This is a genomic window from Achromobacter sp. JCM 18799, assembly GCF_055395645.1.
In genome coordinates this window covers 993011-1007807 of the sequence record NZ_AP043866.1, presented here as the reverse complement: position 1 = coordinate 1007807, position 14797 = coordinate 993011, and the positions used below count along the sequence as shown (strand labels likewise).

Here is a 14797-nt window from a genome sequence, read left to right as displayed (position 1 = left end):
GCTTTCACTTTTCACCTGCTTGGTTGGTCGCCAATTGGCCGGGCGCGGGCTGCGCCTTGCGGCGCTTGAACACGGATAGCGTCCAGACGAAGAACACGGGTACGAACAGCACGCCCAGGATGGTGGCGCTGAGCATGCCGCCCAGCACGCCCGTGCCGATGGCGCGCTGGCTGGTGGCGCCCGCTCCCGTTGCGATGACCAGCGGCACCACGCCCAGGATGAAGGCGACCGAGGTCATCACGATGGGACGGAACCGCAGCCGCGCGGCCTCGATCGCGGCCTCCTTGAGCGAGCGGCCTTGCTCATGCAGGTCCTTGGCGAACTCGATGATCAGGATCGCGTTCTTGGCCGCCAGGCCGATGATGGTCACCAGCCCCACCTTGAAATACACGTCGTTGGGCAAGCCGGCCACGATCACCGCCGCCACCGCGCCCAGCGCGCCTACCGGCACGATCAGCAGCACCGACGCGGGGATCTTCCAGCTTTCGTACAGCGCGACCAGCACCAGGAACACCACCAGCAGCGCCAGCGCCAGCAGCATGGGGGCTTGCGAACCCGTGGCCTTTTCCTGGAACGACAGGCCGGTCCACTCGAAGCCGATGCCGGCAGGCAATTCCGAAATCAGGCGTTCGACTTCCTTCATCGCCTCGCCCGTGCTGCCGCCCGGCGCGGCATCGCCGATGAGCTTGATGCTGGGGTAGCCGTTGTAGCGGATCAACTGGACCGGGCCGTGCTTCCAGCCGATCTCGCTGAAGGACTCCAGCGGCACCAGTTCGCCTGCACGGTTGAGGACGTTGAGCTTGGCCACCGATTCCGGCGTATCGCGGCTTTCGGGCTGGGCCTGCACGATGACGCGCTGCATGCGGCCCTGGTTGGGAAACTCGTTGACCAGCGCCGAGCCGAACGCGGTGGATAGCGCCGAGTTGATGGCGTCGAACGACACGCCCAGGGCCTCGGCCTTGCTGCGGTCGATGCGCAGGTCCAGCTCGGGCGCGTCGGATAGCCCCTCGATCAGGATGTAGGAGAAGACCTTGGGATTCTCGTACACCTTTTTCATCAGGGCCTCAGTCGCCGACAGCAAGGCTTCCCGGCCCAGGCCCGCGCGGTCTTGCAAGCGCAGCGCAAAGCCCGAGGAATTGCCCATGCCTTCCACCGACGGCGGCACCACCGAAAACAGCACGCCGTCGGGAACGCCCGCGAGGGCCTGGTTGGCCTGGTCCGCCTCGGCCATGGCCGACTCGCTCTTGCCGCGCTGGGCCCAATCCTTGAACATCACGAAGCCCAGGCCCGCGTTCTGGCCCTGGCCGGAAAAGCTGAAGCCTTGCAGTGTCAGCACGTCCGATACCGCCGGGCGCGTGTCCAGGTAGCCTTCCAGCTGCTGGGTCGTTTCCAGCGTGCGCGACAGCGTGGCGCCCGGCGGCAACTGCACGTCCGTGTTCATATAGCCCTGGTCTTCGGTCGGCAGGAAGGCCGACGGCAGGCTCGTATAGACGTAGCCCAGCGCACCCACCAGAACGACATACAGCACCATCATGCGGCCGGTGCGGGCCAGCAGGCGGGCATTGGTGGCCGAATAGCGCTCGGTCATGCGCGCGAACACGCGGTTGAACCAGCCGAAGAAGCCCTTCTTCTCGTGGTGCCCTTTCTCGATCGGCTTGAGCAACAGGATGCTGAGCGCCGGCGTCAGGGTCAGTGCCAGGAAGCCCGAGAACAGGATGGACACCGCCAGCGACACCGAGAATTGGCGGTAGATCACGCCAACGGAGCCCGTCATGAAGGCCAGCGGCAGGAACACCGCCGCCAGCACCAGCGTAATGCCCACGATCGCGCCGCTGATCTGCCCCATGGCCTTGATGGTCGCCTCCTTCGGCGACAAGCCCTCGTCGGCCATCAGCCGTTCAACGTTCTCGACCACCACGATGGCATCGTCCACCAGGATGCCGATCGCCAGCACCATGCCGAACATGGTCATCATGTTGACGGAGAAGCCCAGCGGCAGCATCACCGCCAGCGTGCCCAGCAGGCAGATGGGCACGACGATGGTCGGGATCAGGGTGTAGCGGAAGTTCTGCAGGAACAACAGCATTACCAGGAACACCAGGACCACGGCCTCGGCCAGGGTCATCAACACCTTGGAGATGGCCACCTCGACGAAGATCGAGGTGTCGAACGGCACGCTGTACTCAATGTCGCTGGGGAAATTCTTGGACAGCTCGGCCAGGCGCGACTTGATGCCCTTGGCGGTTTCCAGCGCATTGGCGCCGGGCGCGAGCTGCACGCCCATGGCCGCCGCCGGTTGGCCGTTCAGGCGGCTGGACAGGCGGTAGTCCTGGCGTCCCAGCTCGATGCGGGCGACGTCGCCCAGCCGCACCGTGGAACCGTCCGGATTGGCGCGCAGCACGATGCCTTCGAACTCCGGGATGCTCGTGAGCTGGCCCTGAACCATGATGCTCGCGGTGATTTCCTGCGTCGCCGGACTGGGCTGTTCACCCGTGGAGCCGCCCGAAACCTGGACGTTCTGCGCGGCGATGGCCTTGTTGACCTCATCTACCGACAAGCCGTAGCCAACCAGCTTGGCCGGATCGATCCAGATGCGCAGCGCCCGTTCGGCCGCGAACATCTGCACCCGGCCCACGCCGGGCACGCGCCGGATTTCGTTGTTGATGTTGCGGGCGGCGTAGTCAGCGAGGCCCACCTGGTCCTTGCCGGCGTCCTTGTACGTCAGCGCGTAGATCAGCAAGAAGCTGGAACTGGCCTGCTCGAGCTGCAGGCCCTGCTGGATGACCGCCTGGGGCAGGCGCGACTCCACCCGCTTGATGCGGTTCTGCACGTCCACCTGCGCCAGGTCGGGGTTGGTGCCCGGCTCGAAAGTCACCGTGGTTTCCGCCACGCCCGAGCTGTTGCTCTGCGACTCGTAGTACAGCAGGCCCTTGGCGCCGTTGAGCTCTTCCTCGATCAGGCTGATGACGGTGTTATTGATGACTTCGGCGGATGCGCCCGGATAGGTCGCCTTGATGATGACCTGTGGCGGCGCAACGCTGGGGTATTGGGCCACCGGCAGCGCAAAGATGGCAAGCAGGCCCGCCAGGGAAATGAAGATCGCGATGACCAACGCGAAGTTGGGCCGCTGGATGAAGAAGTTCGGCATGATGTGATCCGTCCGGGCTCAAGGTTGTTTGACGGTCACGGGCGTGCCGGCGGGGATCTTGGCGGCGCCGTCCACGATGACCTTGTCGCCCGCCGCCAACCCCTGCGTAATCTGCCACTCCATACCCTGCATCGCGCCGGTCTGCACCGCGCGCTCCTCTGCCTGGCCCTCGGCCGACACCAGCAACAACTTGGCCTGGCCGTCGGCGCCGCGCATCACGGCGCGCTGGGGCACAAAGATCGCGTTCTGGTCCCTGCCCTGCTCCGCGCTGACGCGCACGTACATGCCCGGCAGCAGCAATCCGTCGGGATTGCTGAACTCGCCGCGCAGCAACACCTGGCCCGTGCCCGGATCCACGGAGACGTCGGAGAACAGGAGCTTGCCCTGGGCCGTGTAGTTCGTGCCGTCGACGCGCACGCTCACCGCCGATTCGCCCTGCCCGCCCGCCTGCATCTGGCCGCCCGCGGCGGCCTCGCGCAGCTTGAGCACCGCATTCACGGGCTGCCGGAAGTCCGCATAGATGGGATCGATCTGCTGGATCAGCGCCATGGGCGTCGATTCGCCCTGCCCGACCAGGCTGCCTTCGGTCACCAGGCCGCGGCCGATGCGGCCCGAGATGGGCGCGCGCACGCTGGCGTAGCCCAGATCCAGCTGCGCGGTCTTGACGTCCGCCTGGGCCGACTGCTGATTGGCCTGCGCAGTCTGAAGCGCGGCCACTGCGTCGTCATATTCCTGGCGGCTGACGGCCTCGATCTTCACCAGCGGCTGGTAACGGCTGACCAGGGCCTGGGCCTGCTTGACCTGGGCCTGGGCCCGCGCCAGCGCTGCTCGTGCGCGCCCCAGCGCGGCATCCAACGGCGCCGGCTCGATCGTGAACAGCAGATCGCCCTCCTTGACTGTGGCCCCTTCCTCGAAGTGCCGCTTCTGGACGATGCCCGCCACCCGGGCGCGCACTTCGGCCACGCGCACGGGCGAAATCCGCCCGGGCAGGTCGACCATGATCGCCTGAGGCCGGGGAGCAATGACCAGCGGCGCCACTTCGATGGGCGGCACCTGCGCCGCTTGCGGTTCCGGCTTGCCGCACCCGGCGAGAACGGCGAGTAGGCATAGCGCCACGGCGCTGGCTCTGAATCGGGTCATGTAGTCCTCTGACATCCATTGCCGCCTCAGGCTGAGGCGATCGAGGACCCGATAGTACTTATTGGATTTAAATGAGTCAATATCGATTCATTCGAAATTGATTAGACTCTTTAGATCCGTAGTAGACTTTATGCGTGTGTTTTTCACCACAACTGAATTCAAAAAGACTCATCAACATCGGTCGCCAGGAGAACTCCCATGTCTGAAGGCCTCGACGACAAACTCGCTCGCGCATTGGCCCTGTCCGTCTCGCAACAGCCCAGGGCGAACCTGCAGCAGCTGGCGCGCAGCGCCGGGATCAGCAAGGCCACGCTGTACCGGATATCGCCCACCCGCGAGGGGGTCATCGACCTGCTCATGGAGCGGGCCACCCAACACCTGCAGGATGCGCTGGCCCGGGCGGACCTGGAGACGCCACCCCATGCGGCGGCGCTGCAGCGCCTGACCGAAGCGGTGGTCCAGGGCCGGGAGTACTACCTGTTCTGGAACCACGCCGAGTGGATCCGCGTGATCGATGCGCGAACCGAGGACGCCAACGTACCGATACCGTCGTTCTACGGGGAAGCGCTGGAGACCTTCTTCCTGAACGGCCAGAAGGCGGGCGTCTTCCGCATAGACGTGCCTTCACTGTGGCTGGTCAGGGCGTACGACTATCTGTTGTATGCGGCGATGGATGCCGCGCAGCGCGGGGAAATCGCGCCGCTAGGGATGGCGTCGATGGTGCAGAAGCTCTTTCTGGAAGGGGCGGCCAACCCGGCCTCTTGATCCACGCAAGACCCGCATACGACGTCAATGTCCGAAGAACCCGGTTTTTGGAACATCGCATGCGCCCTTTCCTCTGGGCACCAAGCATGCGTATGGCCCGCCGGGTAAACGATTGCTTGCGGCCCACTACCTTATTAACAATAATAGGAATCATTATTGAAAATAACCATGACTGAGTGTCCCTGGCCGAAGCCGCTTTTTCTCCAGCCCCGATGTCCGCATCCTCCCCAACCCGTTCCCTCAAACAGCCCGCAGCCACCTCGACGGTACGCGGATTCGTCGACGAATTGCTTGGCCATCACCGCGACCTGCAGCGGCATCTGAACTACCAATTGCGGAACCCGGACGACGCCGCCGACATTGCCCAGGCAAGCTTCGAGCGCGTTTACGCCAACGGTCTGGACCAGGCACGAAAGAACGGCCCCGCGATCGAATCCTTGCGCGGCCTGCTGTTCCGCGTCGCGCACAATCTCTGCATCGATGAGGCGCGCCGCCGCAAGGTCGCGCAGAACTGGCAGGCCCTGCATGGACCGCTGGAAGCCGAAGCGATGGCGCCGTCCGCCGAGCAAGTCGTGTCGCAGCGCCAGATGGTCGAGCGCGTAGCCGCGGTGCTGGCGTCTCTGCCCGCGCGGCGGATGCAAGTCTTTCTGCTGTTCCGCGCCTACGGCTACAGCCGCGCCGAAATCTCGGCAAAGCTGGGTATCACGGAAGCGGCGGTTGCCAAGCATCTGGTGCGCGCGACCCTGGATTGTTCGCACGCGTTGCGCAACCTGTACCTGGAATCTGAAGTCCGCGGCGGCCGGGAACGCGGGAGCGCTCACGTCACGGGCGCGAGCGACTGACATCATGCCGCAGATCCTCGACGAGGCGCTCATCGACCAGGCCCTGAGCCTGATCGCTACTGCTGAAGTCGCAACCGAACGCGCCGCGCGCCAGGCGGCTTCCCGGCTGACCGCTTGGCGCGCACGTACGCCGCAGCACGAGGCCGCGTACCTCGAAGCCTTCCGGCGCTGGCAACTGCTTGCCGCCATGGCGCCGGAAATGCGCACGCAGTTCGACCAGGAGGACCTCATCCTTGCCTCGGATCGCCAGTTGCCTCGCCGTGCGCTGCTGGGCTGGACTGCCGCGGGCGCCTGTACCGCCTTGTTCGGCGCGGGCTGGTACCGGCGGCAGCCGCTGTACCAGGCATCCCACGAAACCGGCTCCCGCCAACTATCGCAGGCGCAGGTACCCGATCAACGCGATGACGGCGGCCCGGCCACCCGCATCGACCTGAGTCCGGGCACGCGCCTCGCGGTCAGTCTCTACCGCCACGAACGCCTGGTGGAACTGACCCAGGGCGAAGCGCTGTTCACGGTCGCCGCCGACGCTAGCCGCCCATTCCTCGTCCGCACCCGCGGCGGCGAGGTCGAGGTCGTGGGCACGGTGTTCAGCGTCAGCGACCGTGGCGGCGCAGTCTCCGTGGCCGTGGAAGAAGGCCATGTGCGCTTCCGCCCTGCTCTGCCCGATGTCCGTTGGTACAGCCTGGCGCGCAGTGGCCCCGCCCTGGATCTGCACGCCGACACCGCCGTCAACTGGCGTAACGGCAAAGTGGATGCCGTCCGGCGCATCGATCCTGACAGCATCGCCGCCTGGCGCAATGGCTGGCTATGGTTCGACAACCTACGTCTGGACGAGGCCCTGCCTGCCATCAACGCCTTCCGCGAGCGCCCGCTCAGGACTGCCGATCCGAAGGTCAACGCGCTGCGCCTGACCGGGCGCTTTCGCAGCGCCGACGCCGACAACGCGGCGAATCTGCTTGAAGCGATCCTCCCGCTACGCGCGGAATCCCGTCCGAACGGCGATGTCGTACTGCGGCTGCGCTGATTTTTCCCGGCTGGGTGTCTCCATTTTCGCGCCTCATCCGTCTTCTGTATCGATAAGGCCGCCATCGGGGCGGCGGATTTCTCGATAGACGGAGTTGAAATGCACCAATCCGGTATTTGCCGGCCATTCCTGGGCCGTTCCGCGCTGGGCCTGGCGCTGTCGGGCGGCATGGCCATGGCGCTGGCCGCCGTACCCGCCGTAAACCAGGCCCAGACAGCGCCGGAACAGCTCCATGCCATCGATGTGCCTGCGCAGTCGCTGAACACGGCGCTCACCATGCTTTCACGCCAGACCGGCACCCCCATCATGGCCGGCGGCGCCCACATTGCCGCGCAACAGGCGCCGGCAGTGGCCGGCCGCATGACGGTCCGGGAAGCGTTGTCCCGGCTGTTGCTGGGATCCGGCCTGTCCGCCGCGTCCACGCCTGGCGGCGGGTACGCGGTGACCGGCGCCGCGCAGACTCCGGCGGTGACTACATTGGCGCCGGTGCAGGTAATGGGAAGCTCCCAACTGCCCGAACCCTACGCCGGCGGCCAGGTCGCGCGCGGCGGCCGGGTCGGCCTGCTGGGCGAACGCGATGCGATGGACACGCCGTTCAATATCGCCAGCTACACCGCTGAACTGATCCAGAATCAGCAGGCCAACTCCATCGCCGACGTGCTGGCGAACGACGCGTCGGTGCGCACGGTCAACGACGGGCAAGGCTCGGTCGCCGGAACCGGCGACGAATTCCAGATCCGCGGTTTTCCGGTGCGCAACCAGGATGTATCGTTCAACGGCTTGTACGGCATGCTGCCGCTGCGCACCATCGCGCTGGATGGCGTCGAGCGCGTGGAAGTGCTCAAGGGTCCGACCGCCCTGCTGAACGGCATGAGCCCCCGTGGCAGCGTGGGCGGCGGCATCAACGTCGTCCCCAAGCGCGCCGGCGACGACCCATTGACCCAGCTGACAACAACTTATCAGTCCGACTCCCGATTTGGCGGCATGGTCGACATCGGACGGCGCTTCGGCGAGAACCAGGAATTCGGCTTCCGTTTCAACGGGTCATACCGCGACGGCGATACGGCGGTGCAGAACCAATCCAACCAGCTCGTCGTGGCGGTGGTCGGCCTGGATTACCGCGGCGAACGGCTGCGCGTATCGCTGGACGCCGGCCACCAGACCAACAACATCGACGCGCCCGGCGATTCGGGCGTGCTGATCTTCGGCGACAGCCTGCCCGTGCCGCGCCCGCCAGATGCTTCCAAGGGCTACTCCCCTGACTGGGGCTATGCCAAGTCGCGCGACAACTATGGCGTGTTGCACGCCGAGTACGACCTGGCCCCGCATTTGACCGTATTCGGCGGCGTAGGCTACCGGCGCAGCAACAATCGCTACCTGTACGCCGACCCGATAGTGGTCGGCTCAACCGGCGAGCTGCTGATGCGCCCGTACTATTGGCCCAGCTACGAGCAGAACGTTTCCACCGTGTGGGGCGCGCGCGGCAATTTCAGTACCGGCCCCGTGAAGCACGAAGCCAGTCTGAGCTACTCCACGTTCGAGCAGCGCGCCGGCTATTACGACTACTACATTTTCGGCCTGTCGCCATCCAATCTGTACGATCCTGCCGACATCCCCAAACCGTCGATCGACGGCCTATCCAGCTCGCCGCCGCGCACTTCCCTGCTGAAGCTGCCGACTGTCGCGCTGGCCGACACCCTCTCCTTTGCCGATGACCGGGTTCAATTCACAGCTGGCCTGCGCTACCAGACAGTGAAGGCGACGAACTACAGCTACACCACCGGCCGGGAGACTTCCAGCTACGACGAATCGGCCGTCACGCCGGCCTTCGGCCTGGTGGTCAAGCCATGGACCGATGTCTCGCTGTACGCCAACTACATAGAAGGCCTGACAGCGGGCCCCATCGCTCCGGCTGGAGCCTCGAACGCAGGCGAGATCTTCGCGCCCATCAAGACCAAGCAGATCGAAGCTGGGGTAAAGGTCGATTTCGGTACGCTCACGACCACGCTGGGCCTGTTCCAGATCAAGCAGCCCTCCGGCCTGACGACTGTCGATAACGGCGTGACCCGCTACGACATGAGCGGCGAACAGCGCAACCGCGGCGTGGAATTCAACGCCTATGGCGAACTGGCGCGCGGCGTGCGCCTGTTGGGCGGCGTCACCTACATCCAGCCGACGATGATCCGCACCGCCAAGCCCCAAACCGATGGCAACAGCGCCGTGGGCGTGCCGCGTTGGATGGCCAATATCGGCATGGAATGGGATCCCTCGTTTGCGCCCGGGCTTACCTTGAGCGCACGCGCCCTGTCGACCAGTTGGCAGTACCAGAACCTGGAAAACAGCCGCCGCATCCCGGGCTGGACCCGGTGGGACCTGGGCATGCGCTACGCCACCCGCGCCTTCGATCACCCCGTCACGCTGCGCGCCACGGTCAACAACGTATTCGGCAAGGATTACTGGTCGTCGGCATCCGAGGGGTATCTGCGCCTGGGCTCGCCCAGGTCGGTGCTGCTGTCGGCATCCATCGATTTCTAAACCATGAGCAGGCCGAGCCGCCGGCTGCGGCGCGGCCCCCGCTCATGGCCGCAGGCATCTCAGCCTGCCGGTTCCAGTATCGCCCCGCGCCAGACGCGTGCGCAGCGCGCTAGATACTGGCGCACGGCGCCGCGCTCACTGCTGCGCGCCGGTAGCCTTGGCCACATACGCCGCCAACACCTCGATTTCCTTATCCGACAAGCTCGTATAAGCCGGCATCTGGCCGATGCCGTTGCGGATGGCCGTTTCCACGCGCGCCGCGTCGGGCTTGAGCTCATCGAGCTTGGGGCCGATGGCGCCGCTGGACTGGGCGTCGTTCAGGGTATGGCATATCGCACAGGCTGGCGTCGCGCCGACGAACAAGGCGCGGCCCGCCTCCATGTCGGGGTCGGCTGCCAACACGCCGGCATGCAGGCAGGCGATCAATAATCCGGCGCCAAATGCGCGCTTCCTGGGTGACGCCAGCGCGGTTTCCCTCATGCCTTGGCCACCACGGCCACGGCATGATCGCGCCAACTGCTATTGATGTATCCGCCGGAATTCTGCGGACGTTCTTCTTCCTGCACCCGGCCTTCGGTATCGGTCGCGCGGCTGACGAGCACATGTTCGCCGGCCGTCAGTTCCACCGGCAATGCGAACTGGCGCCACGCATAACGCCCCAGATCCGGGCCGACCAGTTCCGCTTTCTGCCAGTTTTTGCCGCCGTCGATCGAAACCTCGACCAGCTTGATGCCGTTGGTGCCGCCAAAAGCCACGCCTTGCACCACGACGCGCCCGGCCTTCAAGGTGGAGGCGGCCGGATTGGGCGTATTGATCCACGACTTCACGCCCATGGCCCAGACCGAGGGCTGGCTGGGGTCTCCCTTTTGGCCCGGCGGCGCCAGGCGATAGCCGGTCTGCTGGATCGCGGCCGCGCTTTCCTTTTCGGTGAAGGCCAGTCGCTTGATGTATTTGACGCTGTTCACGCCCGTGTAGCCCGGCACGATCAGGCGCAAGGGACCGCCATGGGCCAGCGGGATCGGCTCGCCGTTCAGCTCCCACGCCAGAAGCGCATCCCGCATCGCTTCCTTGGGCACGGAACGTTCAACCATGACCATGTTCGGATCCAGGCCGTCAGGCAGCTTCTCGCCGCCGGTTCCGGTCATGAACACGGCCGCCGCCTCCATGCCGCCGCAGTGCTCGACCAGCACGCTGACCGGCAAGCCGCTCCAGATCACGCAACCGGCCGCGCCGACCTGCCAGGGCGTGCCGCTGGGCTTGTTCGGGAAATAGCCGCGGCCGTTGCCGGAACACTGCAAGACCATGGCCAAAGTCTGCAAGCCCATGGTCTTCAATTGCCCCACGCTCAACGACATCGGTTTGGCCACTCCGGCGATTTCGACGACCCATGCGTCCCGGTCGGCGACGATGGACTCGTCAGGCGGCGGCAGATTGTTGCGCACGTAGAGTTGGCGCAGCGGCGTGACCACCCCGTTGCCGAATGCCTCGCGCCGCGTCTCTATGGTGTTGGCGCTGTGCACGATCATCGCATCGGGTTGCTTCCAGGCCGCATAAGCCGGCAGCGGCTTGGCGGCAGATGCCGGCGCCGGTGCGGCAGCCGCGGCTGGCGCGGCTTTCTGCTCGGCGGCCAATGCCGCGCGTCCCAGGCCTGCTGCGGCCAGGGCGCTGGCGCCGCCAGCCAACAGGCGCCGTCGCGCCGCGCTCTCGATCAGGGATGAACGCATTGCAGTCTCCTCGTTGGGGTCCGGAATCGTTGGTGTTCCAGAACCCTGCCGGCCTGCTACGACGTGGCTGTTTACCCCGCACGCACGTGTCCCAGGCCGCCAATAGTTATGACTGCGATGTTGGTTGAGCGATCTTTTCGTGTCAATTAGTTATTTGCAATACCCTGCCCTAGCCCGTTTGGATAGGCCAGCCGCCTACGCCTGCCGGACCAGGCGGTAGACCGAAGCCGGCGGCAGGTTCAGCGGCACAAACCTGACTTTGCTGGCCATCAAGCCGCAGGCCTCCAGCACGCTGGCGGATATCGGACAGCGCACCCCATAGGTGAAAAGGGCCATCGAGCCCTCTGCCGGCAGCGCGTCGAATACGGCGGCCAGCAGTTGCTGGTGATGCGCCTGGCTCATATTGCGCAACGGCAGGCCGCAGATGGCGGCGCCGATCCCATCCATTTCGGGATGGCGCTTGCGGCAGAGATCCTGCGCCGGCACCCGTAGCACCGCCGCCTCCGGAAACTGCGCCTGCAAGCTGCTGCTCATGGCCATGTCCTGTTCGACCAGCACCAGATTGGCCGGGTCCACGCCCCGGCGCAACATTTCGCGGGTGAAGACGCCCGTGCCGCAGCCCAGTTCCAGGACTTTGCCCGCGCCGGGCGGAATGCAAGCGGTAATGGCCGCGGCCAACGCCGGGCCGGATGGCGCCACCGCGCCTATGGCCGCGGGATTGGACAGCAGCGCCCGGACGAACTGCGTGCGCTCCTGCAACCAGCCCATCGGCGAGCGGCTCGCAGGCTGGCGTGGAACAACGGTCTTGTAGGATTGCGTGGAATGCATGAGGCCTCAGTCTCCTGGATCGGGAATTCCGTACGACCCCGAAACCTTAACTGCGCCAGGCCCGCCGCGCCCGCAACCGTCGGTAAGCACCCTTGTCAATTCAGCCGCGCAAGGCATGCCTGCCGCACCCATGCGCGACCGCAGGCGGAAAGTTCAGGTTGCATAACTCTCGCCTGCCTGCGTTTGCACGCCGTTCGATCACCCCCAGGCCACGCTGATCGAACGGCGCTCCACGGGAGGCCTGGCCTGAATCAGCGCTGAGCCGGCCGCAGATTCAGGGTGCCGGCCTTCTCGCTATCCACCTTGGCGCGGCTGAACGCCATGGGGAAGTACTCGCCGGTAGCCCAGTCCTTGAGCAGGTTCTGGTAGTACGGGCTGCGCGGGTCGGCGGATTGTCCCGGCACGTTCTGCATGCGCGAGTTGTCCCAGTCGGCCACGTCGATCACCTGGCGGTACGACGCGCCGCTGGTCTGGCGGAAGTCGCTGGCGCGGAACGTGGCGCGGTGCACGGTGTCGTTGTCGCCGCTGACCGGATAGCGCGGCGTGCCGTAGGCATTGGCAGTGGCCTCGGGCAACAGGCCGGCCAGGCTGTGCTCGAACTGGATGTGGTGCAGCTTGCCCCACTGCCATTGCGAGGAATCCGGTCCCAGCTTGGCGCGCAGTTTCTGCAGGCCGTCGTTCAGCGCCTGCAGCAGCAGCGCGTCGCGGCCCTGCTGCGGCTGCGCGCCGAAGGCGCTGTCCGGCGTGGCCAGCTTCTCCAGCGTTTTCGCGGTGGACAGATTGCCGAAGGCGGCGCGGCCGTTGGCCGGCACGTAGAGTTCAGTCACGCGCTTGACGACCTCGGGCAGCCAGAACTCGTAGACGGTCGCCGCGCGCGATTCCGTTCCCACGCGGGCATCCCAGTCCTTCAGCATGCTCAAGGCCTGCGACGTCGCGGGATCGGCCGAATTCAACGACTTCGCGTAGCCCGTCAGCGTGCGCGCCGGAATGGACAGGTTGTCGTACTGCAGCGCCTGCGAACTCTGCACCGTCTGCCCCTTGCTGTCGGCCAGCACCTCGCGTATGCGCTGCACGCGGTAGGGTTCGGCCCAGGTTCGCGCCGACATGTCCTTATAGCGGTAATCGGCCGGCAGGTTGTATTCGTTGGCGGTGGCGATATAGCCTTCGGGCGGATTGTAGGCGCGGGGCAGCGCGCTGCCGGGCAGCACGCCGCGCCATTCGAACTCGCCATTGCCCGGCACCGGCAGCATCCCGGACCAATCCGCGCGCGGGCGTATCGGCGCGATGCTGCCGCCAAACCAGCCGATGTTGCCGTCCACGTCGGCGTACACCATGTTCTCGCTGGGGGTGTAGTGCTTCTCCATGCCGGCGACGAACTCGTTCCAGTTCTGCGCCTGGTTCAGCCGCAGGCTGGCAAGATAGGCCGCGGTTCCGGGGAATTCCAGGTAGGCCGCGCGCAAGGCATAGGCCTTGCGCTTCACCGGATCCACGTAAATCACCGGGCCGTGGCGGGTGAACTTCAGCTGGCGCACCGCGGCGGACTGCCCGCGCACGGGGATCGACTCGTCCACCTGCCGCATCTTTTCCCAGCGGCCGTTGTAGCGATACTCGTCCGGTTTGGCGGGGTTGGTGTCGTAGACGTACAGGTCTTCCTCGTCGCCGAAGGCGAAGATCGTCAGTCCGAAAGCGATGCGGTCGTTGTGGCCCATGGACACGCCCGGCAGCGCCGGTTCACCGGCGCCGATCACGTTCCAGCCCGGCGCGTTCAGGTGCACCATGTAGCGCAGCGATGGCATGGTGATGGACCGGTGCGGATCGCCCGCGAGGATGGGCTTGCCGCTGGCCGTATGCTGCCCGGCTATGGTCCAGTTGTTGCTCTCGTAGCGGGTCGCCATGGGGTCGAACGCAGGATCCAGCGACGCCAGCAGGTTGGCGGACAATTCCTGCGCGAGCTTTTCGCGCTCCGCGGCCGCGAGCGGGCTGCGCGGGAAGTCGGCAGCGACGAATTTCTGGCCGTTGCGCGCCAGGTTGTAGTCCACCAGGACCTTGCTGTCGACGTCGCGCACGTCCAGTCCAGCTGGCACCTGCAGCGCCAGGGGCGGCTCGAAGGTGCTGAGTCCCTGCACGGCGTTCAGGCCCAGCGCCGCGACGCGTTGCGCCATCCGCACCTCTTCGCTGAGGTTGCGGGTCAGGCCGTAGATGCGGATGAGCGAGGTCTCGGGGCTCCAATAGCCGGGTTCGGTGCCGGTCAGCTTGAATTCCGGCGGCATCTGTTCGGGATTGGCCTTGACCCAATCAATATAGGCATTGATGCCCGCCGCGAAGGACGTGAGGATCGCCTTGCCCTGCGGATGGTAGCTGGCGAATTCGGCCTGCATATCGCCGCGGTACAGGAACAGGCGCGCGGCGCGGTCCTGCTCGACAAAGCGCGGGCCGAACTGTTCGGCCATCTTGCCCTCGCCCTGGCGGCGCCAGAGGTCGAGCTGCCAGAGGCGGTCGCGCGCCGCGTTGAAGCCTTGGGCGAAGAACAGGTCGTCCTGGTTCTGCGCGTAGATGTGGGACACCCCGTGGCGGTCGCGCACGATCTCCACGGGCTGGGACAGCCCCTTCATATCGACGGTTTCTTTTTTGCCTCCGGGCGACGCGCAGCCTGCCAGCACTGCCATGAGCCCGCTCGCCAGGAATGCCGCGGCCCTGCGATTGAACATACGCATTGACTCCTCCTCGGGTTTATTTGTCTTCTATCTGCCTGTCGGGCATCGAGGGTCATGCCGCCCAATGCGACAGTCAG

At 65.7% G+C, this 14797-nt stretch carries 10 protein-coding genes; 4 read left to right on the top strand and 6 right to left on the bottom strand.

Annotated elements, in window-relative coordinates:
- Positions 1 to 4: 4 nt before the first annotated feature.
- Together ACZ5YA_RS04885 and ACZ5YA_RS04880 are read right to left on the bottom strand one after the other, a co-directional pair.
- The gene (locus tag ACZ5YA_RS04885) at positions 5 to 3148 is read right to left on the bottom strand and encodes a multidrug efflux RND transporter permease subunit (protein ID WP_464092122.1); all 3144 of its coding nucleotides are present in this window, start codon (positions 3146 to 3148) and stop codon (positions 5 to 7) included.
- 18 nt (positions 3149 to 3166) lie between these two features.
- Positions 3167 to 4288 (bottom strand): efflux RND transporter periplasmic adaptor subunit, encoded by a 1122-nt coding sequence (locus ACZ5YA_RS04880; protein ID WP_280015557.1) that lies wholly within the window; start codon positions 4286 to 4288, stop codon positions 3167 to 3169.
- Between the two features lie 198 nt (positions 4289 to 4486).
- Between ACZ5YA_RS04880 and ACZ5YA_RS04875 the strand changes: the two genes are divergently transcribed.
- The 4 genes from ACZ5YA_RS04875 (at position 4487) to ACZ5YA_RS04860 (ending at position 9454) form a co-directional block, all read left to right on the top strand.
- A complete protein-coding gene (locus ACZ5YA_RS04875; RefSeq protein ID WP_464092121.1) occupies positions 4487 to 5053 on the top strand; it encodes a TetR/AcrR family transcriptional regulator in 567 nt (188 codons plus the stop codon).
- A gap of 176 nt (positions 5054 to 5229) precedes the next feature.
- Positions 5230 to 5895, top strand: a complete 666-nt coding sequence (locus ACZ5YA_RS04870; protein ID WP_464092120.1) for an RNA polymerase sigma factor — start codon at positions 5230 to 5232, stop codon at positions 5893 to 5895.
- A gap of 4 nt (positions 5896 to 5899) precedes the next feature.
- Positions 5900 to 6919 (top strand): FecR family protein, encoded by a 1020-nt coding sequence (locus ACZ5YA_RS04865; protein ID WP_464092119.1) that lies wholly within the window; start codon positions 5900 to 5902, stop codon positions 6917 to 6919.
- Positions 6920 to 7018: 99 nt separating this feature from the next.
- The gene (locus ACZ5YA_RS04860) at positions 7019 to 9454 is read left to right on the top strand and encodes a TonB-dependent receptor (RefSeq protein WP_464092118.1); all 2436 of its coding nucleotides are present in this window, start codon (positions 7019 to 7021) and stop codon (positions 9452 to 9454) included.
- A gap of 135 nt (positions 9455 to 9589) precedes the next feature.
- Here the strand turns inward: ACZ5YA_RS04860 and sorU are convergent, their stop codons facing one another.
- From sorU to ACZ5YA_RS04840, 4 genes are all read right to left on the bottom strand, one after another.
- Complete coding sequence (gene sorU / locus ACZ5YA_RS04855) at positions 9590 to 9934, bottom strand: SorU family sulfite dehydrogenase c-type cytochrome subunit (protein WP_464092117.1); 345 nt, start codon at positions 9932 to 9934, stop codon at positions 9590 to 9592.
- Positions 9931 to 11178 (bottom strand): SorT family sulfite dehydrogenase catalytic subunit, encoded by a 1248-nt coding sequence (sorT, locus tag ACZ5YA_RS04850; RefSeq protein WP_059379773.1) that lies wholly within the window; start codon positions 11176 to 11178, stop codon positions 9931 to 9933. Before sorT ends, sorU begins: the two co-directional genes overlap by 4 nt.
- 195 nt (positions 11179 to 11373) lie before the next feature.
- Complete coding sequence (locus ACZ5YA_RS04845; RefSeq protein ID WP_059379772.1) at positions 11374 to 12006, bottom strand: class I SAM-dependent methyltransferase; 633 nt, start codon at positions 12004 to 12006, stop codon at positions 11374 to 11376.
- Between the two features lie 251 nt (positions 12007 to 12257).
- On the bottom strand, positions 12258 to 14672 hold the full coding sequence (locus tag ACZ5YA_RS04840) for a penicillin acylase family protein (RefSeq protein ID WP_464092828.1): 2415 nt from the start codon (positions 14670 to 14672) through the stop codon (positions 12258 to 12260).
- Positions 14673 to 14797: the final 125 nt, after the last annotated feature.